23 protein-coding genes are annotated in these 23841 nt (G+C 63.2%); 13 read left to right on the top strand and 10 right to left on the bottom strand.

Features of this window, described 5'->3' with window-relative positions; genetic code table 11:
- Positions 1-194 precede the first annotated feature (194 nt).
- Positions 195-1148, top strand: coding sequence for a glycosyltransferase family 2 protein (locus EOA79_RS06970; protein ID WP_164748224.1), 954 nt, complete (start codon positions 195-197; stop codon positions 1146-1148).
- 33 nt (positions 1149-1181) lie between these two features.
- Here the strand turns inward: EOA79_RS06970 and EOA79_RS06965 are convergent, their stop codons facing one another.
- Together EOA79_RS06965 and EOA79_RS06960 are read right to left on the bottom strand one after the other, a co-directional pair.
- Positions 1182-1472 carry a hypothetical protein gene (locus EOA79_RS06965; RefSeq protein WP_127215833.1) on the bottom strand — a complete coding sequence of 97 codons (291 nt, stop codon included), beginning with the start codon at positions 1470-1472 and terminating at the stop codon, positions 1182-1184.
- 237 nt (positions 1473-1709) lie between these two features.
- Positions 1710-4385, bottom strand: coding sequence for a DUF6212 domain-containing protein (locus EOA79_RS06960; RefSeq protein ID WP_095800067.1), 2676 nt, complete (start codon positions 4383-4385; stop codon positions 1710-1712).
- A gap of 231 nt (positions 4386-4616) precedes the next feature.
- Between EOA79_RS06960 and EOA79_RS06955 the strand changes: the two genes are divergently transcribed.
- The 3 genes from EOA79_RS06955 to EOA79_RS06945 all read left to right on the top strand — a co-directional run bounded on the left by EOA79_RS06955 (position 4617) and on the right by EOA79_RS06945 (position 8760).
- Positions 4617-5132 carry a hypothetical protein gene (locus EOA79_RS06955; protein ID WP_245307730.1) on the top strand — a complete coding sequence of 172 codons (516 nt, stop codon included), beginning with the start codon at positions 4617-4619 and terminating at the stop codon, positions 5130-5132.
- Between the two features lie 138 nt (positions 5133-5270).
- Positions 5271-6011: a sulfotransferase domain-containing protein gene (locus EOA79_RS06950; RefSeq protein WP_127335067.1), complete on the top strand. Its 741-nt coding sequence runs from the start codon at positions 5271-5273 to the stop codon at positions 6009-6011.
- Between the two features lie 334 nt (positions 6012-6345).
- A complete protein-coding gene (locus EOA79_RS06945) occupies positions 6346-8760 on the top strand; it encodes a sulfatase-like hydrolase/transferase (protein WP_164748223.1) in 2415 nt (804 codons plus the stop codon).
- Between the two features lie 28 nt (positions 8761-8788).
- On the opposite strand, the gene EOA79_RS06940 is transcribed toward EOA79_RS06945, so the two are convergent.
- The 3 genes from EOA79_RS06940 to EOA79_RS06930 are packed head-to-tail and all read right to left on the bottom strand — an operon-like array spanning position 8789 to position 11803.
- Entirely contained in the window at positions 8789-9772 is a 984-nt protein-coding gene (locus EOA79_RS06940; RefSeq protein WP_095800066.1) for an NAD-dependent epimerase/dehydratase family protein, read from the bottom strand.
- Positions 9773-9803: 31 nt separating this feature from the next.
- The gene (locus EOA79_RS06935; RefSeq protein WP_066995901.1) at positions 9804-10880 is read right to left on the bottom strand and encodes a glycosyltransferase family 2 protein; all 1077 of its coding nucleotides are present in this window, start codon (positions 10878-10880) and stop codon (positions 9804-9806) included.
- Between the two features lie 5 nt (positions 10881-10885).
- Positions 10886-11803 (bottom strand): lysylphosphatidylglycerol synthase domain-containing protein, encoded by a 918-nt coding sequence (locus tag EOA79_RS06930; protein ID WP_127335064.1) that lies wholly within the window; start codon positions 11801-11803, stop codon positions 10886-10888.
- Positions 11804-12316: 513 nt separating this feature from the next.
- Here EOA79_RS06930 and EOA79_RS06925 point away from each other — a divergent pair.
- Positions 12317-12784, top strand: a complete 468-nt coding sequence (locus EOA79_RS06925; RefSeq protein ID WP_245479173.1) for a DUF995 domain-containing protein — start codon at positions 12317-12319, stop codon at positions 12782-12784.
- A 192-nt stretch (positions 12785-12976) separates the two neighbouring features.
- Here the strand turns inward: EOA79_RS06925 and galE are convergent, their stop codons facing one another.
- From galE to EOA79_RS06910, 3 genes are all read right to left on the bottom strand, one after another.
- Positions 12977-14110: a UDP-glucose 4-epimerase GalE gene (gene galE / locus EOA79_RS06920; RefSeq protein WP_127335071.1), complete on the bottom strand. Its 1134-nt coding sequence runs from the start codon at positions 14108-14110 to the stop codon at positions 12977-12979.
- Positions 14110-15171, bottom strand: a complete 1062-nt coding sequence (locus tag EOA79_RS06915) for a UDP-glucuronic acid decarboxylase family protein (RefSeq protein WP_095823633.1) — start codon at positions 15169-15171, stop codon at positions 14110-14112. The genes galE and EOA79_RS06915 overlap by 1 nt, the downstream gene beginning before the upstream one ends.
- 791 nt (positions 15172-15962) lie before the next feature.
- Positions 15963-16430 (bottom strand): carboxymuconolactone decarboxylase family protein, encoded by a 468-nt coding sequence (locus EOA79_RS06910; protein ID WP_095823632.1) that lies wholly within the window; start codon positions 16428-16430, stop codon positions 15963-15965.
- A gap of 135 nt (positions 16431-16565) precedes the next feature.
- Here EOA79_RS06910 and EOA79_RS06905 point away from each other — a divergent pair, with 135 nt between their 5' ends.
- The 3 genes from EOA79_RS06905 to EOA79_RS06895 are packed head-to-tail and all read left to right on the top strand — an operon-like array spanning position 16566 to position 18702.
- The gene (locus tag EOA79_RS06905; RefSeq protein ID WP_245322283.1) at positions 16566-17210 is read left to right on the top strand and encodes a TetR/AcrR family transcriptional regulator; all 645 of its coding nucleotides are present in this window, start codon (positions 16566-16568) and stop codon (positions 17208-17210) included.
- Between the two features lie 12 nt (positions 17211-17222).
- Positions 17223-17846: a hypothetical protein gene (locus tag EOA79_RS06900; protein ID WP_095823631.1), complete on the top strand. Its 624-nt coding sequence runs from the start codon at positions 17223-17225 to the stop codon at positions 17844-17846.
- Between the two features lie 7 nt (positions 17847-17853).
- Positions 17854-18702, top strand: a complete 849-nt coding sequence (locus EOA79_RS06895; RefSeq protein WP_095823630.1) for a 23S rRNA (adenine(2030)-N(6))-methyltransferase RlmJ — start codon at positions 17854-17856, stop codon at positions 18700-18702.
- Positions 18703-18726: 24 nt separating this feature from the next.
- On the opposite strand, the gene EOA79_RS06890 is transcribed toward EOA79_RS06895, so the two are convergent.
- A complete protein-coding gene (locus EOA79_RS06890; protein WP_245479171.1) occupies positions 18727-19611 on the bottom strand; it encodes a helix-turn-helix domain-containing protein in 885 nt (294 codons plus the stop codon).
- A gap of 53 nt (positions 19612-19664) precedes the next feature.
- On the opposite strand from EOA79_RS06890, the gene EOA79_RS06885 reads away from it, so the two are divergent.
- The 5 genes from EOA79_RS06885 to EOA79_RS06865 all read left to right on the top strand — a co-directional run bounded on the left by EOA79_RS06885 (position 19665) and on the right by EOA79_RS06865 (position 22651).
- Positions 19665-20087, top strand: coding sequence for a VOC family protein (locus EOA79_RS06885; RefSeq protein WP_127217095.1), 423 nt, complete (start codon positions 19665-19667; stop codon positions 20085-20087).
- Positions 20088-20112: 25 nt separating this feature from the next.
- Positions 20113-20475, top strand: a complete 363-nt coding sequence (locus EOA79_RS06880) for a DoxX family protein (protein WP_095823628.1) — start codon at positions 20113-20115, stop codon at positions 20473-20475.
- A gap of 110 nt (positions 20476-20585) precedes the next feature.
- On the top strand, positions 20586-21038 hold the full coding sequence (locus EOA79_RS06875; RefSeq protein ID WP_095823627.1) for a hypothetical protein: 453 nt from the start codon (positions 20586-20588) through the stop codon (positions 21036-21038).
- 198 nt (positions 21039-21236) lie between these two features.
- The gene (locus tag EOA79_RS06870; protein ID WP_095823626.1) at positions 21237-21818 is read left to right on the top strand and encodes a TetR/AcrR family transcriptional regulator; all 582 of its coding nucleotides are present in this window, start codon (positions 21237-21239) and stop codon (positions 21816-21818) included.
- Complete coding sequence (locus EOA79_RS06865) at positions 21815-22651, top strand: DMT family transporter (protein WP_095823625.1); 837 nt, start codon at positions 21815-21817, stop codon at positions 22649-22651. Before EOA79_RS06870 ends, EOA79_RS06865 begins: the two co-directional genes overlap by 4 nt.
- A gap of 20 nt (positions 22652-22671) precedes the next feature.
- On the opposite strand, the gene EOA79_RS06860 is transcribed toward EOA79_RS06865, so the two are convergent.
- Positions 22672-23265 (bottom strand): TetR/AcrR family transcriptional regulator, encoded by a 594-nt coding sequence (locus EOA79_RS06860; protein ID WP_067330364.1) that lies wholly within the window; start codon positions 23263-23265, stop codon positions 22672-22674.
- Between the last annotated feature and the right edge of the window lie 576 nt (positions 23266-23841).

Below are 23841 nucleotides of genomic sequence, written 5' to 3'. Positions count from 1 at the left end.
CTTCAATCGGTCCCCCTCGATCCTCAGCCGCAGCAGTCTTGCCAACAGGTGGATAACACTTTGATAATCGTCTGACCGGGATAATCATCGCAAGCCTGTCCAGGCTCCTCGCGCAAACCGTATTGATTGGCGTTCGCATGCTTGCCCATCGACCTCCAAAACACCTTGAGCGGCTGGACCATAGGCCGCTTGACGTGCGCAAGGACGAGATTCTGTGCTTCGTTGCACTGCGCAACGAGAGGACGTTGCTGCCGCATCTTCTCGAACATTATCGAAGGCTCGGAGTCGACCGGTTCTTCTTCCTGGACAACGGCTCGACGGACGGGACGCGAGAACTAGTCCTGGAGCAGCCGGACAGCCATTGTTTCCACACGGAGGGGTCGCATTTCGCCGAGAACATCACCCCGCCGCGATGGATCAACACATTGATGCGCGTGTTCGGTTCCGGCCACTGGTGTCTGTCCGTCGATGCCGACGAGCTTCTTGTCTATCCCGATCTCGAGCGCGTGAGCCTGCGCCGGCTTTTCAATTATCTCGAGTCGACCGGCGCCGAAGCTGTGATCGGATCCATGATCGACATGTACGCGGACGGACCGTTGGCGGAGTGCAGCTACGACGGCAGCATCCCTTTGGTGCACGCATCCTCCTATTTCGATCCGGAGCCGGGATGGCTGCGCGCGCGGGATGGACTTTATCCTCCCGAGCAAATGTTCGGCGGGGTGCGCGAGCGCGTTTTCTGGCGCGGCCGCTTCAAGCAGACCTTTCCACCGTGCCTGACCAAGGTGCCGATCGTGCGGTGGAGCAGGGACACACATTATCACGCGGCGCAGCACACCATCAGCAAGGTGCGGTTCAGCGAACTCCGCGTCGCGCTGCTGCACTTCAAATTTGTTTGGGGCTTCCAGCAGAAATCGGCATCCTCGCTAGGCGAGAATGCGCAACTGAAAGAAAAGACGCTCGAAGAGCGCGCCGCCTATATGGAGGCCTTGGAGCGCAATCCGAAGCTCTCGCTTCGCAACGACCGGTCCGTGCGCTATCGCGGCGACACAGCCCAGCTCGTGGAACTCGGCTGGATGAAAACCTCGGATCGCTACGCCGAATTCGTCGCGACGGGCTGGCCGCGGTTACAGGAAACCGCGGCCAGCTGATCTGACGATCTATTGGCGAAATGCCGCCGGCAATTATCCGCCGTAGCGGCCGCCGCCATCCCCGCCATTGCCGTTCCCACCGCCCCCGGCAAACTGCGACAAGCTGTTCAAAGCAAGCGCTTTGCAGGCCGTTGGCGCATTCGGATAACGATGCAGGTAGTCCTCTAGCGCCTCGATGGTGCCGATCTTGAGGGCCTGCTCGCAGGCGAGCTCGGCTTCCTTGATTGGAGCAACTTCGATTTGCGCTTGCGCCGCATTCGAAAACGCGACGCTCAACCCGAGCAGACTGAGTCCGCCCAGAAGTAGCGACTGTATCTTACGCATTACGCCCACCCTTGCCACTACATACCCCATAGGCTGTTGATACTATTGATTTGTTAGCAATTTGTCAACCATATCGGAAGAAATCGGCTTGAGAGATGGTTAACTTTGAGCGGCTGCTTGGGCCTGTGAAGGCTATTTCTCGCCGACGGGGCTGAATCGCGTCGTGGCCGCAGAAATGCGGCGCCGAAAAACAGGCGAACCGGCAGCATGTCGAGTTCAGATTTCGAACGTCCTGCTTTAGTCGCTGAACACCGTCAGCGTCCGAAAGAAGGCGTTGCTCGGAGCACCGTTCGGTCCTTCCACGAAGCGCACCGCGAGCACGATCGAAAGCGGCATCTTGCGCCTGACATTGACCGTCGCCGCCAAGGCGTGGCGCACGAATCTGTCGCGGACCGTCATCCAGCCGGAAAAGCCGATTGTCTGCGCGCCGACATCCTGCTGCCAGTCTATAGGCCGGTCCGGGCGGGCGAGCGCCAGGCCGAACGCGATTGCCGGAGCCTCGGCATGGGCGAGTTCGATGGCGGCCTCTATTCTGCGAAAGAAGGGCGGGAATTGATGATCGATCGATGCTGCGACCGCACCCTCCGCATGCGGGCGCAGGAACACGCCGCCGCCGTCGGGCGCCACCAGCAACAACGGCAGCGCTGCAGTGCGCGGCGTAAGCAGCCTTGCGCTCCTCAGCACGTCGTAAGCGAGCGCGCCTGAAGCGCTGGCCGCCTCGGCTCTGCCTGATGCGTCTGGCTGCGGCCTGGCGAGACCGTCTCCAAGCAAGGCGGTGGCAGTATCGTGGCGGCCGACCGAAGCGGCGATGCCGGCGAGCGTCTCGATCGCTGCCTCGCCGTTCGGCTCGAGGTCGCTGAGAGCCAGATATTTGCGATCGGCAGGCGTATATTTCAGGTTCTCGCGCGCGCTGTCGACTTCGGAACGCGCCGTGTTCTGCGCGATGGCCATTTGGTGGAGCAGCCGGGTGTCATCGGATCGCAGCGTCCGCAACGCCTCCAGGACAGGCAAGCGGTTGTCGTACCAATTCGACGTGCGGAACATGCCGTCCGGTTTCGACCGGTACCAGTAGAGCGGCTTTGGAATGGGCCTGAGCTTGAGCCCAGCGAGTGAGGCCCGCGCGAAGAACTCCCAGTCGTGCATGGCATAGGTGGGATCCTCAAGCCAAAATCCGATCTGCGAGAAAACCGACCGGCGCACCATCGCATTGGCGTCGCCATAGACGTTGTGGATCAGGCCCAGCGCGTCGGGGCCGCCAAGCGGCAGATACTGGATCAGGCCGTCGGCCCGGTCCTCGGGCACGAAATCCTCATAGAAGAGCAATTGGAAGGCCGTGCAGATGTCCGCGCCCGATGCCGCCATGCCACGGACGAAATGCTCGACGGCTTCCGGAAAAAGCGCATTGTCGTCGTCCACGAACAGGATCAGTTCGCCGCGCGCGGCGCGCACGCCGGCATTGCGGGCGGCGCCAAGATGCTTGTGCGGCCGGCGCAGGATCCTCCATCCGCGCTTACGGAAGCCTGGTTCCAACGTATCCAGCAATTGCCTGGCTTCTTCCAGATCGCTTCCGTCGTCGACCAGCACCAGTTCAAGATTGCCGTAGGTTTGCGCCTCGACCGCTTCGATGGCTTGTTTGAGATAGAGCGGCCGGTTGCGATGCGCCATAACCACCGAAACCAGGGGCGCCGGTTGGGGCCGCTTGCGAACGCGCTTCCGGGCAGCGGGCACATTGCGTGTATCCAGCCATGCCTTGCGGCAGGGGCCCGTCATATCGATCCGCCGTGGCCGGGGCGGCTTCTCGAGCGCCGCCAGCATGGCGGCCGCCAATTGCGCCGCGTCGGGCTCGACCAGCGGCGGCTGGCCGGCTTGAGCCTTCCAGGCTTCGGCATTCGCGCCGGCATTGGTTGCAACGAAGGGCAGCCCTGCCGCGGTGCATGCGCCAACGGCCTCGCCGGTCGATGCGGCAAGGCTGGGGACAACGGCCAAGGCGCCGCTGCGTGCGAGGTAGTCGAGCCTCTCCTCGAGGGTCGCGCGCGGCAACAGCTTGAGCCGGAACGGCCAACGTTCGGCGCGCCGCAGAAGCAGTCCGCCGCTGTGCTCGCCCATGATCTTGCCGAATGGACCGAACGCGGTGAGGGTCAGCCCTTCGGGCGCCGATTGCGCGAGGATGTCGAGCGCGTCGCAGAGCAGCGTCAGCCCGTCACGAAAGCGCGATCCGGCCAGGGCGGCAAGCTCACGCGCCTTGCTCGCGATGGGTGGCTGCGGCGCTTCGGTCCGGACGGCCCGAAGCGGTGGCGGCAGCACCGTCGCCTTGCGCACCTTCCAGCCTCTCGACAGCATCCATTGGCGCAGGGCGGCGGATGCACAGACCGTCCTGTCGGCCATCTCGGCGCAGTACTTTTCCATGTAGGCCGTGGCGATCGCCTCGGTGCTGCCCATGAATGTTTTGTCGGCTTCATGCGCCCATTCTTGCGGAGCGCGGGCAAGGAGGACGATCGGCGGCGTGGCGAAGGCATCGGTCTCAGCCGCGAGCAGGGTGAAGTAGGGCAGGCCACCCTCCAGCGGCGCGTAGACCAGATCGTAACTGCACCGCTCGAGATAATGCAGCAGCGCAGCGGAGCGGCTTTCGGGCGTCGCCAGCGAGGGAAGCAGCTGGTCGGACCGGTCGAGAACCTCCAGTTTGACCGAGGCGGCCCCGAACTCCGCCCGGCGGGCCGCGACCTCGTCCGTGGATGGCACGTCCCGGCCGGCAACCCACAGCAGCGTGACGTCGTCTCCGTCTTCGGCGAAGAGCCTGGCAAGTTCGCCGGGCGCCGAGGCATCGTCTTTATCGGCGTCGCGCCGGATCGCAGGCGTGACCACGCAGATGCGGCGACGACCGCCTTCCGGCTTCGGCTTGCTTGCAGCGGTCATTGAACGTTCCTCTGACCCAAATCGACCGGCAAGGCTTCCACGCTTCTCTGGTCTTTGACCATGCCGGATTTACTTTTCAGTGATCATCCTTCTGCGCCGTTGATAAACCAATGCAATCAAGCGGCCCCTAAAAAGACTGTGCAATCAAGCGATTGTTACAAGTTTATCGACACGGCATAACCAATCTTTACGCGTCCCGGCTAACCGTTCACGGCATAGCAGGAGGCGCGAATGAAAACGATATTGAAGTTTCTCGCTGCGCTCGCCTTGACGGGCGCGATGATCTCGACGAGCTCGGCAGACCAATTGCTGCGTCCGCGCATGAATCTCGGCAAGGGCTACGTCAAGACGATCAGCGGCGACCGCGGCGGCTATGTAATCGACTATGCCATCCGCATGCTGAAGATGCGCCGCAGCGGCGGTTTCGTGCGCTTCAACGGTGCGTGCGATTCGGCCTGCACGCTTTACCTGGCGATGCCCAAGAGCAAGGTCTGCGTCACGCGCAACGCATCGTTCGGCTTCCACCTGCCGTATGGCGCCGGGGTGCGCGGCAACCAGGTCGCGGCCGACTTCATGATGAAGAACTACCCTGGCTGGGTTCGCGGCTGGATCGCCAAGCGCGGCGGCCTGAAGAACTCCGTCACCACCATGACCTATGCGGATGCGAGCCGGTTCCTGCCGACTTGTCCCGCCGAACAGCGTTCGACCATTGCGAGCCTCAGCCCAACGCGCCTGCGCGGCGGTTGAACCCCGCAGCAAGTGCTGGGACACCGACGACGGCGGGTGCTTCAGGGCGCCTGCCGTTGCCGTTTCAAGCGGCCGCTCACATTTGAACGGAGAGGTCGTTTGTGTATGTTCGGGCAAACTCCAACGGGTGTGGCGTGAATGCAGTCTTGTCAGAAGTTCGTGCTGATCGCTTCGCCACGAACCGGTTCTCAAGCGCTCAATCGCCATCTCAACCAGTATGACGGAATGGTGCTGCACGGCGAAATCTTCAATCCGAGCTTCGTCGGCTTGCGCCATGACTATCACGAGAAAATCGATCTGCCGCGCGATCGGGTCGATTTGCGAGATGTCGAGCCGGAGCAGTTCATCGCGCGCATCTTCGACGATCAGTCGGCTCGCTTCATCGGTTTTCATATATTTCCCGACCAGACGCGCGCGGCCATACTCCCCGTGCTGGAAGATGAAAGCGTCAAGAAGCTCTGGCTTGTCAGGAATCCGATCGCGTCCTTCGTCTCGTTGCTCGAAGCGGAAGCATCCGGAGTATGGACAGTCCATGCCACCGACCGGTTCGCAGCCGACAGCCCCAGAAAGAAGGTGCATTTCGACATAGAACGTTTCAACGCGTTTCTGCGCGAGCTGAATCTGTTTCGCGCAAAGATCAGATCGGTGCTGTTCGAGACCCGACAGCCGTATTTCCCGATCCACTATAGCGACATCGGCGATCCACTGGTTGGCAATGCAATCATTGCCTATCTCGGCGGTTCCCAGCGACTGGACCACTTCGAGACCGAGATCCTGAAGCCGCCGCAGCGGCCTTTCGTCGACCGCATCGAGAATTACTGGGAATTCGTGACCTATTTCAGGGCAGTCTCGACGGACGATCTGTACGCGTTCGGCTGACGTCGGAATGAAGCCGGGCCGGCCCGCAACACGGTCTCAGCCTTCTTCGCTGCCGCAAGTTGGCCGCTTCCATGCTGATCGGCGCTTTGGCAAGCCCATCGTCTTTCAATGTTTGCGGTTAACCAGTTCTGAAGAGACGTCGTTAACGCACACTTGATTTTGTTGACTCTTTCCTGCCGCGAACCGATTTTGCGCACGAGGTTTGAAAGCTGCCGGCCGTGGTTTCTGGCCGGAGCACAAACTGGCGGTGGGCAATCTCATGAGTATCGGCGGCGGTATGGGCTCGGCGAGCCGGTCCGAGGGCGGCCAGACGGGATCGAGGACGAAACCTGCATTGACGCAGGAACTTCGCTTCACGCGGACGTCCTTGCGCGTCATTTGCACCAGCCTGTGGTTATGGCTTCTGCTGGGCATCTACCGGGCCGTAATCGTCGATCCGCAAACGACATTTCAGGGAGGCCTGGCGTCCATTCCCATGGGATTGGCGGCAAGCTATTACGACCTGATACTCATCACATCGGTGACGGCGGCAACGCTGATCCTGCTCTTCCTTACAAAGTCAAGCCGGCTCGCATCCGCGGCCGTCGCCTCCCTTTTCTATCTCGTGGTCCTGGTGTCGCTCGGCTGGGGATTTGCCAACATCAATCTCGTCAAGATGCTGGGTGAGCCTTTCACCTTCCAGTGGCTGGTCTATGGCGACTTCCTGCAGAATGCCGACGCCAAGAGCGCGATGGGCGATGCCCTCAACGTGAGGGATGCCGCGATCCTTTTCGGGTCCATCGTTCTGGTGCTGGCCCTCGGCTACGCCGCGGGCAGTTTGTGCCAGCGGCTGAGTTCCGCAGGCCGCAAGAGGTTTCTCATCGCTTTGGTTCTGTGCGTTGGCGCGGCCCTGGTCGGCAGCGGCTATCATGTGCGCGCTCAGTCGCTGCCAGCATCCAAGGTCGACAATCCTATCGTGTATTTCGTTCAGTCGGCGTGGTTCAGTTCGACGCCGGTGACTTTTGCGATGAGCGCCGGCGGCGATGATCCCGATGTCGCCAGCGTCGGGGAGCGTCCGGCGGAAACCTCAAGCTTCAAGGCGCCGACGCCAAATCCGATCAAGAACGTGCTGATTTTCATGATGGAGTCGGTGCCGTCGAAATACATCGAGACCTTTGGCGGCCAGTATCCGATCACGCCGAACATAAAGAGCTATGCCGGAGATTCCATTCGGTTCGACAAGATCTATGCGCATGCTCCTTCCACGCACTATTCGATCTTCTCGCTGCTGACCTCGATGTACAACGACATCTCATTCTACGGGATGACTGCCAAATATCCGTACCTGCCGCTGGAGACGATCTCCAACACCCTGTCCAAGCACAATTTTCGCACCGGGTTCTTCTGGAGCGCCGATTCCCGTTTCCAGCGTGTGGACGAGTTCCTGCTCAACAAGGGACTGGACGTCATCCAGGACTATCGGGGGCAGAAATGCGCCACCCCGACCTTCAAGCTCAGTACCGAGCAGTGGAAGAACATGGACTACAACAGTGACCTCTGCACGGCCCAAACGATCATCGACTGGATGAAGAAGGATCCGCAGAAGCCCTTCTTCGGCATCATGTTCACGGCGATGACGCATTATCCGTACATCACCGGCAGCCCGATGTTCTCGAAGATGGTGCCTTCCGCTAAAGACATCGGGCCGGTGCACTACGTCGATGACGAAAAATTCAATGCCTATCTCAACGCCCTGAAGGTCGGCGACGCAGCGTTCGGTGAAATCCTCGATTCACTGAAGCAGTCCGGCAAGCTCGATTCGACGCTGGTTGTCGTCCTTGGCGATCATGGCGAGGCGTTCGGAGAACATGGCGACTACGTCCATGCCACCGCAATCTACGACGAGAACGTCCACATTCCGCTGATAATGATCAACAAGCACCTTTTCCATGACGAAGTCGCTCATCCGGTCGGCGGCATCGTCGACATCGCTCCGACGATCATGGACATACTGGGACTGCCATTGCCCGAGCAGTGGCAGGGCCGCAGCCTGTTCAGCGAGCAACGGCCAAACAGGACCTTCTTCTTCAATCCGTGGGCCGGCTCCTTGCTCGGTTATCGCGATAATGATCGAAAGGTGATTTTCAACGCTACCACCGGCAAGGTCGAGGAATACGACCTTAAGGCCGATCCCGGCGAAAAGACGAACCTATTCGAAGAAGGCTTGAGCGATCGAACGGCGCTGCTGCAGCCGATTGCCGGCTGGGTGCAATCGCAAAAGCGGCGCATAGCCACACTTGTCGCCAACGCGGCCGGAGACGCGGGGCACTGCACAGCCACAAGCTTGGAGATCGACGCGGCCGGCACCGACTACCAGGGTCAGCCTCGCTTCGACGTCTTCGCCGACGGCAAGCGCCTTGGCGAGATCGCCGTCCAGGGCAAGGAGAGCAAGGCCTCGACAGGCGAGCAGCGCGTGGCGGAACTGACGGAGGCGGCCGTCGAGGCGCAACCGTTCCACATCGACCTTAGCGGCGTGCCCAATCCAAAGACGATCGAAATTCGTTATGTCAACGACGAGTGGGCCGGAGACGGCCGGCCCGGCGATCGCAACCTTTTCATCAAGAGCATAAAAGTGAACGGGCAGCTTGTGCCCAAGAGCAAGCTGCACGTGGACGAGCAATCCCATGGCTACACCGACGACAGCGGAACCGCCATGTATACCAACGGCTCGCTATGGGTCAGCGGTCCGTTTATCGAAGGATGCATGTAGGGCAGGGCATCGGCGGCAGCGCTTCGCTTTACAGCTTGCCCTCCGGCCGCCATTCCCGCCGGTACCAGTCGACGAATTTCGCCAGTCCTTCCTCGATCGGCACTTTCGGCTTGAAGCCGATGTCGCGCTCTAGCGCGCTGGTGTCGGCAAAGGTCTTCTCGACATCGCCGGGCTGCATGGGCAGATCCTCACGGATGGCCTTCACGCCGAGCAGCCCTTCCAGCGTCTCGATGAAGCGGCCGAGATGCACCGGCTGGCTGTTGCCGATGTTGTAGATGCGGTGGCGCTCGCGGCCGGCCGCCGGCGGCTTGTCGAGAACCGCAATCACGCCCTCGACAACGTCGTCGACATAGGTGAAATCGCGCCACATCTCGCCATGGTTGAAGACGCGGATCGGCTTGCCGGAGAGCATCGCCTCGGTGAAGATCCAGGCCGCCATGTCCGGTCGTCCCCAGGGGCCATAGACGGTGAAGAAGCGCAGGCCCGTCTGCGGCAGCCCAAAGAGATGCGAATAGGTCGAGCTGATCAGCTCGTCCGCCTTCTTGGTCGCCGCGTAGATCGACACCGGATTGTCGACGCGGTCGCTTTCCACGAACGGCACCTTGGTGTTGCCGCCATAGACCGAGCTCGACGAGGCATAGACCAGATGCTTGATCTCGGGCGATGCACGGCAGAGCTCCAGCACCTCCAGGTGGCCGGCGATGTTGGCGTGGATATAGGCGCGCGGATTTTCGAGCGAATAGCGCACGCCCGCCTGGGCGCCGAGATGCACGATGCCGCTCAGCAGCGTTCCCTTGAGGTTCGCCGCCAGCGCGCCCGACTCGGCTATGTCGAGTTGCTGGAACGAAAATCCGTGCCGGCCGGAAAGCCTGGCGAGCCGTGCCGCCTTCAATGCCGGGTCGTAGTAGGCGTTCATGCTGTCGACGCCGACAACGGCGTCGCCGCGGGCGAGCAGGCGCTCGCAGACATGGCTGCCGATGAAGCCGGCGGCTCCGGTCACAAGGATGGTCATGCGCGGACCTCGGATGAGGGCAGGGGCGGGATCATTTCCGTCTCGGGGCTTTCTTGGCTTGCGCCGGCGGGCTCGGCCAACGCCAGCCATCGCCTTCGCCAGGCGCGGGCTGCGGGCGCGCCACATAGGCGAGCGAAACATTGGCCTCGAGATAGACGCGCGACAGCATCTCGGCGAGCACGCCCGACGTTACCATCTGCAGGCCGGCGATGACCAGGAAGAAGCCGGTGAACAGCATCGGGCGCGTTCCAATGTCCTGTCCGAAAAACACCTTCAAGCTGAACAGGTAGGCAAGGATCAGCGAGCCGAGCACGCCGAACACGATGCCGATGCCGCCGAAGAAATGGCCGGGCCTGGTGCGGTAGCGCATGAAGAAGAACATGAAGACCAGGTCGAGCACCACGCGGAAGGTGCGCGAGATGCCGTATTTCGACTGGCCGTGGATGCGGGCGTGATGCGTCACCACCTCCTGGGCGATGCGGCGCGGCGTCGTCACAGTCGCCAGCCAGGCCGGGATGAAGCGGTGCATTTCGCCATAGAGCCTGACGCTGCGGATGACGCTGCCGCGGAACACTTTGAGGCTGCAGCCATAGTCCTTCAGCCGAACCCCGGTGACGCGCGCGATCAGCGAGTTGGCGATGCGTGACGGCAGCCGGCGCATCCAGAAACCCTCCTGACGGTTCTTGCGCCAGCCGGCGACGAGGTCGAGGTCCTCGGTCAGCAGTCGATAGACCATGCGCGGTATGTCGAACGGATCGTTCTGCAGGTCGCCGTCGAGCGTCGCTATGACATCGCCGCGGGCAGCGTCGAGGCCGGCCTGCATGGCCGCCGTCTGCTTGAAGTTGCGCACCAGCTCCACAGCGTGCACATGCGCACCGTATTCGGCCGCCAGGCGGCGAATTTCATTCGGCGTGGCGTCGGTGCTGCCGTCGTCCACCAGCACCACTTCCCAGGGCTGGCTGTAGTTCTCCATCGCCTGGTGGATACGCACGATCAGCGGCTCGACGTTGTCGGCCTCGTTATACATCGGGATGACGATGGAAAGCTGGTGCTCGGGCATGACGGCACCGGCAGGCAGCCCCGACTGAGGAATGGGAAGCATGTCCATGGCGGTCATTTCCTTGCGGGTCCCGTAGCCGGCGTCTCCGGCAGCGTCGATTTCGAGGGAAACAGCCAGGCGATCGCACCGGTGGCAACGGCCGAGCAGAGGATGAACAGATGCAGCGCCAGCGCCGCCTGCAGCCCGTCCTTCATGGCGATGCCGGAATAAAGCAGCGCCGCTGCCGCGCCCGCCTCGTAGGTACCGAAACCGGCGACACCCTGCACCGGCAGGATGGCGGCGGCCTCGGCGCCGACGGCGCCGGGAAAGGCAGTCTGGAAGGAGGTGCCGAGCAGCATGGCGAGCAGCCATCCCTGCACGGCAAGCTTCAGCGTCCAGTTGGCGACCGTCCACCACCAGCCGTAGCGGGAGCGCCCCGTGGCCTCGGTGAAGATATCGCGCAGCTTGCCGAGCTTCGACACGATGCTGCCGCGCCCGGCCCAGTCATGCGGCGCGCGCGCCCAGCGCGGCAGATACCAGGCGGCGGCAATCAGCGCCGCGATGCCCGCGGCCCTGAGGGCCGGGTGAAGACCGGGCCACACCAGGCACGCGAGCACGCCGACGACGAAGGCGTCCTGCAGCCTGAACCACAGGAGCGAAGCGCCGGCGCGCACGATCGAGATGCCGAACACCTGCCGCAACAGCAGCGGGAAGGCGGTCTCGCCGCCGCGGAACGGCACCACGTTGATCATGGCGTTGTGAATCAGGATGACGCGCAGGCAGGCGCCGAAGCGGCCGTTCACCTCGTCGCGGAACTCGTCGCAGACCCGCAGCGCGCGCAGCACATAAGTGACGAACAGCGCCAGCGTCACCGCAGTGAAGGCGCTGGGCGTGATGCTGGCGAAGGCGTCGCCCACCATCTTCCAGCGCGAGTCTGCGGCAAGCCATGCCAGCAGCGCCAGGGTGACGATTATCGAGAATGCTCTTTTCAACCAGTTCTCCGAATGGCGCCGACCGCCGCATTCCGGGTAATTGCTTCGATTTCGAAATCGGGCGCACGGAAGGGGACCGCTCCAGGCCGCCGGCTCCCTTGCCGGTTTTCAATGGCCTGGCGAGGCGCCAAGATTCCGAGCCCTTCCGTGGTCGCCGGCCCGTTCAACGTTTCTGCTCCATCATAAGCGGCCGATCCTATAAACCAGCGGCTTGCCCATCCACAAGCTTTGGCGCGGCCGCAATCACCGTCCGCGGGCGATCTTGGCTCGCTGCGACGGGAAGGTTGACACCATTCCTCGAGCGGCAGTTAATATCACGTGGGGGCGGTAGCTGCGCATTGGGATCGAATACCCAATCTGGGTAGTGACGCCAGATCGAAAGGCGTCGTCGAAATGTTATCGCTCATCATTCCTGCAGTTCGAAAAATATTGCCGTCCAGACCAGCGCGGAGCGTGAGGTGCCGTCGTTCTGCGCGGCGCGCGGACCTGATGCTTCTGCTCTTCTGCGGTGGAGTGGCGCTGTCCGGCGTTGCTCACGCAGCCGGCGCTGGGTCTCCGGCAACGGCACAAGCAGGCACCACGCCGACGGCATTTGAGTTGCAGTTGTTCTATGCCGACCGCACCTGGAACTGGGAGGACGGAGCCGCCTATTTCGCCCAGGACAGGCGCATGCGTGCCTGGACGTCCAAGCCTGGTTCAACGTCCTTCGCCGAAGGTACATGGCATCTCAGCAATGATGGCAAGATGTGCATGGAGCTCCTCTGGCGGTCCACGGCCTATGCGGCACAGCCCATCCGCACCTGTTTCAGCCATCGCGTCCTGAACGGGACCGTCCAGCAACGGAGGGATCCGGATGGCCGGTGGTACAGCTTCAGGCACGCTTCGGACAATTCGGCCGACGAGTTCAAGAAAATTCAGGCGGGCGATACCAGGAGCGTCGATTTCGAAAAGGCCCGCAAGTTGGTCGATCCCAAGAGTTAGTCGCTGCTGGCGCACGTCCAGAAAAATGCCTAGAGCGGCTGGCCGTTTCACGGAAACGCCGACCCGCTCTATCTCTTTGCTCACGCAATTTCCGGACGGAAAACCGCTGCACACGTCCTGGAATTGCTCTAGCAGTTTCCGCTCGGAATTGTCCCGGCGTATCAAATCTAAGAGGCTCGCTGAGACAAGCCGTCAACCCAGCTCAGCGAGCCCACGCCCCGACACAGTACTCACAGGGACGACTGCCAGCCGTGCAGGCTGGCGTTTTTCCGCGGCGTTCATGCCGCGCGGCGCGCGCTTCGCGCGCGAGACGCCGGCGGACGCTTTGAAAACCTTCGGCTTCAGGGCCAGTCGGAGCCCGAAGAAGGGCGCTGCCGTCCTGACGATGGTGTCTAGATCGGAAAGTTCCGCCACAAAGCCCAATTGCTCTTGTGCTAGGCTGGGATCGGCGAACAGCCCGGCCGGGTCGCCGGGCCGGCGCGGTTTATAGGCGACCGGGACCGTCCGGCCGGTGACGCGGCCGACGGCCTCGAGGATCTCCTTTATCGAGATGCCTCGGCCGGCGCCGAGATTGACGGACAGGCTGTCGCCGCCGGCCTCGAGATGCATCAATGCCATGAGATGCGCGCGCGCGAGGTCGCTGACGTGGATGTAGTCGCGCACGCATGTGCCGTCCGCCGTCTCGTAATCGGCGCCGAAGACCTCGATCGCCTCGATCATGCCGGACGCCGCCATCAGCACCCTCGGAATGAGGTGGGTTTCGGGTGTATGCCACTCGCCAAGCTCGCCTTCGGGATCGGCGCCGCAGGCGTTGAAGTAGCGAAGGATCGCGTATCTCGTTCCATAGGCAGCGGCATAGTCCCTGATGATTTCTTCGCCCATCAGCTTGCTGCGGCCATAGGGGCTGATCGGCTTCTGCGGCGAGGCCTCGCTCACCGGCAATGCTTCCGGCACGCCATAGGTCGCGCAGCTCGAGGAAAAGATCACCTTGTCGATGCCGCTTGCCCGGGCGGCGTCCAGTACGGCGATGGTGCCGCCGACATTGGTCGCATAGTAATCCGCCGGCGCGCTGACCGACTCGCCGACATAGGCAAGGGCGGCGAAATGGATGATCGCCTGTGGTCTGTGAGTCTCGATCGCCCGCCGCAACGCTTCGCGGTCGCGGATGTCGCCGACGACCAGCGGCCCCCAGGCGACGGCTTTCTCGTTGCCGCGGCTCAAATTGTCGTAGACCACCGGCAAGTAGCCCGCCGCCGACAGCAGCTTGCAGGCATGGCTGCCGATGAAGCCGGCGCCACCCGTCACCAGAACGGGGCGGCGGGTCATCATGCCGTTGCCTCCCTGGCGGTTGATGCCTGGACCCTGCGCGGGGCGATGAACCGGCGTCCGCCCAGGACGGCGTCGAAATAGGCAGTGGTGTGGGCGAGGCCTTCGCTCAGCGCAACCTTCGGCTCCCAGCCGAGATGCTGCCTGGCAAACGAGATATCGGGCTTGCGCTGCCTGGGGTCGTCGACCGGCAGCGGCCGGTGCACGATGCGCGAGCGTGAATTCGTATAGTCGATGACCAGCTCGGCCAATTCCATGACGGTGAACTCGACGGGGTTGCCGAGATTGACCGGGTGCTGGGGGGCCACGCCGGCGTTCATCAGGCGCACGAAGCCTTCGATCAGGTCGTCGACGAAGCAGAAGGAGCGCGTCTGCGCGCCGCTGCCGTAGACGGTGATGTCGTCGCCGCGCAGCGCCTGGACGATGAAGTTCGACACCACGCGGCCGTCGTCGGGCCGCATGCGAGGGCCATAGGTGTTGAAGATGCGCGCGACGCGGACATCGATGCCGTATGTCCGTGAGTAATCGAAGAACAGCGTCTCGGCCGAGCGCTTGCCCTCGTCGTAGCAGGAGCGCGGACCGTGCGTGTTGACATTGCCGAAGTAACCTTCGGGTTGCGGATGCACCAGCGGATCGCCATAGACCTCCGAAGTCGAGGCTTGGAAGATCTTGGCGTTGTGTCGCCGCGCGAGCTCCAGAAGGTTGATCGAGCCGAGCACGCTGGTCTTGAAGGTGTGGATCGGATCGGCCTGGTAATGCGGCGGAGAAGCCGGGCAGGCGAGATTGTAGATCTCGTCGACAGCCAGGTCCGTCGGCAGTTCCTCGACGATGTCGTGCCTGATGCAGGTGAAAGTCGCGTCACGCGCTATCGCTGACAGGTTGTAGCGCTTGCCCGTGTGGAAATTGTCCAGCGCGATGACTTCATATCCATCGGCAAGCAGCCTTTGGCACAGATGAGAACCCAGAAATCCTGCTCCGCCGGCGACCAGCGCGCGTCCTTGATCGGCACGCCTCCGTCCCGGCTTGGTGTCCAGCTTCAGAACCTTGATGACCCTACCCATGGCGACCTCATACTCGCACACACCCACGCATCATCGTTCCGGGCCGGGGCAACAGCGTTGCCCGACCAGGTGAAATCATGGCGATCCCTCCGCATACGCGGAGTCGCCAGAAACGTGTGTTTTGTCTGAGTAAGCGGGGTCGTTGCCGTACGGCTTATGTGCTGCCGCTCAGCGTCCCTTTGCCCCTAAGTCGCGATCCACGAACATGGTTGCCACCACCGCGGACTGCTCGCCCAAATTGCACACCCAACGTATAGAAAGATATACCTGTGCGCCGCATAGTCAACTAATTTAGGGATTCGTTAACGTTACTCTTTTGCTGTTGGTTAACTGTAGGCGTAGGCAGGCGCGCCTTTTGCGTCATAAAAGGGGCGGTTCCGTCCGGCTTTCCCGCGGTAAACACCGCGTGCCGCGGTCTTCGCAAAACTCGTCGAGCGTTAGGGCGGAGGCTTCAAGGTGAAGAACAAGGAACGCGTCTGGCGCCGTCTCTCGGGCTCTGGCATTTCTTGCGGCCGGTCTTTCGGGCTAGAGAATTGCGCAAGTATATCTTAGCTCGCCAACAGGTAGATCTGGCGAGCCCGCAGGCCCTGTCTGCGAAACGCGCTTTCCGAATTGATCGGCGCTAGGCGGCCGTGGTGACGACGGCTCCGCAGCCGTGCTGTCCGGCACGCCGAGATGGCCTCCCGGCATCGCCACCACTCTGAGATGCATCAAAAAGGGAGCACAAGGAGCAGCGCAGTTTGGACGGCTGGACGCCGTGCATTCCTGTTTCTACTCCTCATAGCCCCTCCCTATTCTCCGCCCATCTCCTTCTTGAACTGGGCGAAGTCGACCTGCATGCCGTTGAAGATGGTGCTCCAGTGGCGGGTCAAGGCGGCCAAGGCGACTGCCTCCTGGATCTCCTCGTCGGTGGCGCCGGCGCGTTTGGCGTTCTCGGTGTCCGACCAGACACAATAATTGCAGGGGATTTGCGCCGCGACCGCCAGCGAGATCAGCGACTTCACCTTCGGCGGCAGCGCCGTCTTGTCGCTGAGCTCGATGGCCTTGACCTCGGCCCACGCGCCGGGCAGACCGGCTTTCGGGAACTGCTTCATGAAGCCGGGTACGCCCCCGATGGTCGACTGGATGTCCTTGATGGCGGCGTCATAGTCGTCGGCGCCGGCAGGCACGGTCAAGGCCGCGGTGAACGCGATAGCGGCGAGCAGCGAGGCGGAACGAAGGCAGGAATGCGCGCTTGAGATGATGCGAATGACAGGCATGGTGTTCTCCTCTGGTTTTTGTTAGCCTTACGGTGTAAGGTGATTTGAACATGAACCTTACAGTGTAAGTTGTCAAGCGGCGCCATGGACTCACCGAGCAAGAAAATCCGAACCCGCGGAAAATTGTCCCGCGAGATGATCGAGGACGCGGCCTTTGAGGTAATCGAGCGGGAAGGGCTCTCCGGCTTCTCGATGCGCAAGCTCGCCGCCAGGCTCGGCTGCGAGGCGATGAGCATCTACCATCACTTTCCCTCGCAGGCGCATCTCTACGAGGCGCTGGTCGATCGCCAGATGAGCGGGCTCGTGATCCCCGATGACAGCCTTCCTTGGCGTGAGCGGGCGCGCATCGGTATGCAGGAATTCCGGCGTGTGGCGACGGAGCATCCGGCCTTCGCGCCGTTCATCGTCGTCTATCGCATGAACTCGCCGCCCTGCCTCGCCAAGTTGAACGCCATCATCGGCCTGTTCGAGGATGGCGGCTTCGGACCTGAGCTCAGCGCCCGTCTGTTCCGCGCCGCCGGTTATTATCTGATGGGCGCGATCCTCGACGAGACCGCCGGCTACGCCAAGGGGCCGTCGGCGGTCACCACGGTCAGCGACGAAGAATTGCAGCGCGACTATCCCAGTGTCGTGGCGGCCGCAGCTTATTTTGGCACAAGCGGTTTCGACAAGACTTTCGAGCTTGGCCTGGAGATGTTTCTGGACGAGATGGAGCGGATACGCGACGCTGCCCGGGACGAGGCCGCCAAAAGTGGCGATCGCGCCCGCAAGAAACTCTAACCAGGGCTTTCAATGCGCTTCCTCTCGGTTCTTGTCCTCATCGCCGGGGCTGCCATCGGGGTCTTTTATCCCTGGGCGGTGAGCAATTTCTCCGGCCATGCGATCGGCACCTGGCGCGTCTACGAGGGCGGCCGCTTCCGGCCGGCGACCGTACGGCTCGCTGCGCGCGACGCGCCTGTTCGCGTGCTGGTCGACCTCACCGCGCGTGCCGAGCGCGTCGCCTCGCAGCAGCACACGGTGCTGACGCTGACCGCGGCAAGCGGCGGCCGCACGGCGCTCGCCTCGACGCTCTCCTTCAACCACACCGACAATCCACGGCAGGTGAGCCCGCAGCTGCCCGACAAGATCTTTCGCGACGAGGCCGGTGTGATAGAGACGGTCACGCCGGGCGCTTACGTCTTCACTGTCGGTCCGGGCGATGCGGACGGGATCGACATGCGCGCCGTCGACCTGATCTTGCGTGCGGGCACCGGCTCGGTCGACGAACGCGCGCAGCCGGCTGGTTACACGCTGATGGGAGTCGGCTTGGCTGGACTGGTGCTTTCGCTGGTCTTTGGGCGCGGCAACAAGCCGCCGCAGAATCCCAACTCGCAGCCCCCGCCGCCGCGCTGGGGCCGCGGCGGTTCGCAAAGGTGAAGGCGGCATGAATTATCGCCACGCCTACCACGCCGGCAATTTCGCCGATGTCGTCAAGCACGCGGTGCTCAGCCGGCTGGTCGAGTATCTGAAGCAGAAGGACAAGGCCTTTCGCGTTATCGACACTCACGCCGGCATCGGCCGCTACGATCTCGCGTCGGTGGAGGCCGGCAAGACGGGTGAATGGCAGGGCGGCATCGGCCGGGTGTCCGAGGCCGCGCTCGAGCCTCGGACGGCCGCGCTGCTTCAGCCCTATCTGGAAGCGGTGCGCTTGGAAAATCCCGACTGCGGTCTCCGCCGCTATCCCGGCTCACCGCTGATCGTGCGCCATCTCCTGCGCAAGCAGGATCGGCTTACGGCGATCGAGTTGCATTCCGAGGACGCTGCGCGGCTCAAAGCCGTCTTCGCCGGCGACTTCCAGACCAGGGTGATCGAGCTCGATGGCTGGATGGCGCTCGGCTCGCATCTGCCGCCGAAGGAAAAGCGCGGGCTCGTGCTTGTCGATCCGCCCTTCGAGGAGGAGGGCGAGTTCCAGCGTCTCGTCGAGAACCTGCGCCGAGCGCACCGGCGCTGGCCGGGCGGCATCTACGCGCTCTGGTATCCGATCAAGGATCGCAAGGCGGTCGCCGCCTTCCGCGCCGCGCTGAAGGAGACAGGCATTCCAAAACTGCTCGACATCGGCTTCGAGATCCGGCCTGCCTCGAGCGAACCGAGCCTCGACGGCAGCGGCCTTGTGGTGGTGAACCCGCCCTTCACGCTGGAGGCCGAATTGCGGGTGATGCTGCCGGCCTTGCATGGAGCGCTTGCCGTCGAACAGCCGTCGCGCTGGACGATCGAATGGCTGGCCGGTGAGTGAGACCGGGACCAGCCGAAGATTGAGCTACGCCAGCGCCGAGGGTGTCACGCCGGTCAGCCGCCGGGTTTCGCGGATCAGATGCGCCTGGTCGGCATAGCCGGCCTCGATGGCGAGCAGCGCGGTCGAGCCATCGCTATGCCGTCGCTGCAGGCGCCGGAAGCGGTGGAAGCGCAGGATGCGGTCGAGCGTCTTCGGACCATAGCCGAAAGCGTCCTCGAAACGCCGGCGCAGCGTCCGCTCGCTCATGTTGAGGCGGTTGAGCAGACAGGGAACCAGCGGCGTCTCCGGCGACAGGCCTTCATCAATGAGGTCGAAGGCCCTGCCCATCAGCGCATCGAGCGCATCGCGCCCCTCTGTATGCGCGCCGACTTCATTTTCCAACTGCCGCACCATGCCGGCGAGGTCGGGCGCGGCCTTGACGCGATCCGACAGTTCGCGGGCACGCGTACCCCATAAGTCCTGGAGGCTCAGCCGCCCGCCGACGATTTCGCCGGCCGGCACGCCGAGCCACCCGGCGGCCGCGCCCGGCCGGAAGCGGAAGCCGATGATCACCGACCCGGGGGAAAGGCGCTCGATCTGCGGCTCCTTGTCCGGTCCGGCCACGCGGAAGCGACCTTCGATCCATTGCAGATCGATCGTCGCGTCCGGCGTGACGACGATTGGGGGGACGTCCTGCTTCGCCATGCGATGCACCCAGACGGCGGAGAAGGCGCCGGCCAGGCCTCCCGGGGCGGGCCGTTCCCGAAAGAAGCCGGTGGTCTGCGCCAGGACCGCTTCCATATCTTCTCCGATCTGCTTCGGCGTGCTCTGGCGGGTCCGCTTCGGCCATTTTTGGCCGAAATCTTCAATGCGGGTCGCTTCCGCCGTGGCAAAACGGATGCAGCCTCTTGGCGCGTCCAGCGCCTTCACCGCGCCGCATCCGGTCGCGGATGTGGTGACGAATATAGAAGGGAGTGAGAGAAATGAAAGCTCGCATCACCGTCTTTACCCTTGGCGTCGACGATCTGGAGGCGTCGCTCAAATTCTATCGCGACGGCCTGGGCCTGCCGACCGAAGGCATCATCGGCCGCGAGTTCGAGCACGGCGCCGTCGCCTTCTTCGAGCTTGCCGGCGGCTTGAAATTCGCGATCTTCGAGCGCGCGAGCATCGCCCTCGACGCCACCGTGCCGCAGAGCAGCCGCAGTCCGACCGAGTTCACCATCGGCCACAACGTGTCGAGCGCGGCCGAGGTCGACGCTGCGATGGCCGAGGCCGTCAAGGCCGGCGCGCGCGTCGCCAAGCCGGCGCAAAAGACCTTCTGGGGCGGCTATGCCGGCTATTTCCAGGATCCCGACGATCATCTCTGGGAAGTCGTCTACAACCCCGCTTTCATCCCGAAGGATTGACCCGGAAGCCTGGCAGGAGGTCGACATGTCGATCGATACCGTTCAGGCGATAGGCGCGCTTCTCATCGGCGGCGTGTTCGTCTTCGCCGGCATCGAGCACTTCCTGAAATTCAAGGCGATGTGCGACTATCTGGCGAGCCGGAAGTTTCCGGCTCCCGCTGTCATGCTGGCAGCCGGCTCAGCGCTCGAGGTCGTCGCCGGCCTGATGCTCGCGCTCGGCCGTGCCGTGCCTTTCGCCGCCGGCGCGCTTGTCCTGTTCACGCTGGCGACGAACGTCGCGCTGCTGCGCTTCTGGGAGTCCGAAGAGCCGGAGCGGCAGGTGCTGCGCAAAGCCTTCCTGATCAACCTGGCCGTCATCGGCGGACTGCTGGTGGCGGGAACGGCCTGACAGCCGGACCGCATCTGGAACGATGATTTGGGAAACCATTGTCTTCACAACCGCTTGACCGCCGCCGGGCGAATCCGCACAGTGCGCGCAACCGACCTTGAGAGGCTGTCATGACTCGCTTCGCCCATTCCGCCCTTGCCGCGCTGATTTCGCTTCTGACGCCGCTTGGCACGTCGCTTGGTTTCACCCAGGCAGCGCAGGCCGCCGACCTTGCCGTTTCAACCGAGGATGACGGCAGCGTCTGCGGCGAGGCCTGGGTGCTGAGCAAGATCACCGATCGCTTCAGCTATCAGGTTCATCATGTGCCGCACCTGCCGGATGTCGCGATCACCGATTTCCATAACATCCGCCTGCATCGTTATCTGCCGTCGAGCGAGAGATGGCCGATCGGCCGGCACTATTGCCGCGCCACCGTCAGCCTGTCGGACGGCCGCGACCGCTCGATCTTCTACCTGATCGAGGAAGGCCAGGGCTTCGCCTCGATCGGCGACAATGTCGAGTTCTGCGTCTCCGGCTTCGACCGCTGGATGGTTTATAACGGCCGCTGCCGCGTGCTTCGATAAGAAGCCGCCGATCCATTCCCCGGTCTGCGGGCTTCAGGTCGCACCCCACTCCGTTCGGCCCGTCGACGGCATCAGTCCCATCGCGAATATTGTGAGCTTGCCGGCCATCGCCGGAAGGCAAATCGGCTAATGGCTGCCGATTGACAACTGTCGAACTGTCGCCTTAAAAGAGACAGACCTGTCTCATCACGCGGCGACATGATGCCCTCATCGCCTTCCGCCAAACGCCAGCATGTCGTCGACAGCGCGTATTCGCTGTTCAAGCGCGACGGCTTCCACGCCACCGGCATCGATCGCATTATCGCCGAGGCCGACATCGCCAAGATGACGATGTACCGCCACTTCCCGGCGAAGGACGATCTGATCGTCGCGGTGCTGGAGCACCGCGCGGCGCGTTTCGAACGCCAGCTCGACCGGCTGGCCGCGTCGGCGGACACGGCGGAAGCGAAGATCTTCACGATACTGGACTGGCACGAACGCTGGTTTCGCGATCCGGATTTCCACGGCTGCCTGTTCGCGCACGCGCTCGCCGAGTTCGGCGATCCCGATCATCCGGTGTTCAAGGCAGCCAGCCGCCAGAAGAAGGGTTTGCGGGCGCGCCTGCGCGCCATCCTGGAAGAAGAGATGCCGTCGGAGCGGGCCGAGGGCGTCGCCACGGCGCTGCTGATGCTGATCGAAGGCGCGACGCTGATGGCCCAGATGGGGGAGGCTGATGCCGCCATCGCCAATGCGCGCAAGGCGGCTTCCGCCATCCTCGCCGGAGCGCGGGTCCCCCAATGAACGCGACGGTCGTTGGGCTCGCGCTGTCCGCGGCCATTTTGCATGCCAGCTGGAACGCCTTCCTACGGACCGGGGCCGACAGGCTGTGGACGGTCACAGTCATGAGCTTCTCGAGCACTGCCGCTGCTATTGTCCTGGCGCTCTTCCATCCGCTGCCGGCTGCGGCTGCCTGGCCCTATGTCGTGCTATCGGCCGTCCTTCAGGTCGGCTACAGCGTGTTCCTGGTTGCCGCCTACCGCTATGGCGAGCTCGGGCAGGTTTATCCGATCGTGCGCGGCAGCGTGCCGCTGCTGGTGGCGCTCGGCGGCTTCCTGCTGGCCGGCCAGCGGCTCGCCGCGCCGGAACTCATCGGCGTCGCGCTGGTCGCCTGCGGCATTATGGGTCTGTCAGTCGGGCGGGGCAGGGCCTCAGTGACATCGATCCTCTACGCGTTGGCCACCGGCGTCATCATCGCGGCCTATGCGACGGTCGACGCGATCGGCGTGCGCGTCGCCGGCGACAGCGCCGCCTACACCGCCTGGGTGCTGCTGATCTACGGTGCCCTGCTGCCGGCGGCTTTCGTCGGCCTGCGCGGCAGGCTCATTGTCGACCTGCGTGCGCCGGAAACACGCAAGGCCTTGAGCGGCGGCCTATTCGCGCTGCTGGCCTATGGCGCGGTGGTCGCCGCCTTCGCGCAGGGGCCGGCCGGGCCGATCACCGCCATCCGCGAGACCAGCGTCGTCTTCGCGGCCTTCATCGGCCGCTTCTTCCTCGGCGAGCAGTTGACGCCGCTCCGTATCGGAGCCTGTGCCGTCGTCGCGCTGGGCGCGATCTGCCTCGGCTATCGACCCTGACGGCGTCGGTATCGCGCTGGTCACGCTCGCGCGCCCTGGCCGGACAGATAGGCGCAGATCAGCTCGCCGAGCTGCTTCTGCAGCTCCGGCGCATCGAGCATGTTGCGGCGCGCCGCATTGTGGATCACGCCCTCGACGGCTGAGGAGAGCACGCGCGCCACGGTCTCGGTATTCTTCAGGCGCCGGCGGTATTGCGCGACGGCCGCCGCATAGTGCTCGAGATAGCGGGCTTGGAACGAGGCATGCGCGGCGCGCGAGCCGCGGTCGCCCGGCGTCTCGTCGAGCAGCACCTGATGCAGCGTCGGGTGAATGCTGTGCGCGGCGATCATGCCGCGCACCAGCTCGCGCGCGAATTGCCTGAGCGGCTTCTCCTCGGCCGCGGCTTCGCGAATGACGGACAGCACATGGTCGAAGTGGCGGCGTCGGATGGCGTCGACCAGCGCAAGCTTGTCGGGGAAATATTGATAGAGCGACCCGATGCTCACGCCCGCGGTCTCGGCCACCTTGTTGGTGCTGAAGCCCGCCCAGCCGATCTCGCTTAGAACGCGGGCACCTGCTTCGATTATCGCCTCGACGGTGGCGACCGAGCGCGCCTGGCGCGGCTCCTTGCGCATGCGCGGGGCTGGCTTTGCAATGCGAGTAGACATCCCCAACCTGCCTCCCGAGAATATAAGCAGGATACTCACATTTGGCCTGAGAGCAATTCCAGGAAGTGCGAAGCGGTTTTCCGTCCGGAATTGCGACCAAGGAAGAACAGCAATTCCAGGAAAAGTGCGAAGCGGTTTTCCGTCCGGAATTGCGACCAACGAAGAACAGCAATTCCAGGACTGTGCGCAACGGTTTTCTCCCCCCGAACTTGCGAGGAGCATGGAACGGCGGAGTCCTCCACGCCGTCCGCAGCGGAGCCTGAGCGGATCAAGCTCTCCAGTGGCAGATCTTGAATGTGAGCGCAAAGCTCGCTTTTTTGCCGCGCAAGCTTTGCCCTTTCGTCCGGTTCGGTTCTGCTCCGCCTTGACTTGTAAATCTTTCCGCTGGACAAGATGAGGTGCTTTGTTTGGTGTGCGTTGTCCATTATGAGCAATAGGCTCACATTCTGCGCTCTGCGCGGCATCAAGATGTCTGGATGATCCGTCGATAGAGAGCATCGGGAATTCTCGACGGCGCAATTTCACTTCGACGGGCAAAGATTC

The sequence above is a fragment of the Mesorhizobium sp. M1A.F.Ca.IN.020.03.2.1 genome (assembly GCF_004023205.1).
GTDB lineage: Bacteria > Pseudomonadota > Alphaproteobacteria > Rhizobiales > Rhizobiaceae > Mesorhizobium.
This window is presented reverse-complemented; position numbering and strand designations above follow the sequence as displayed.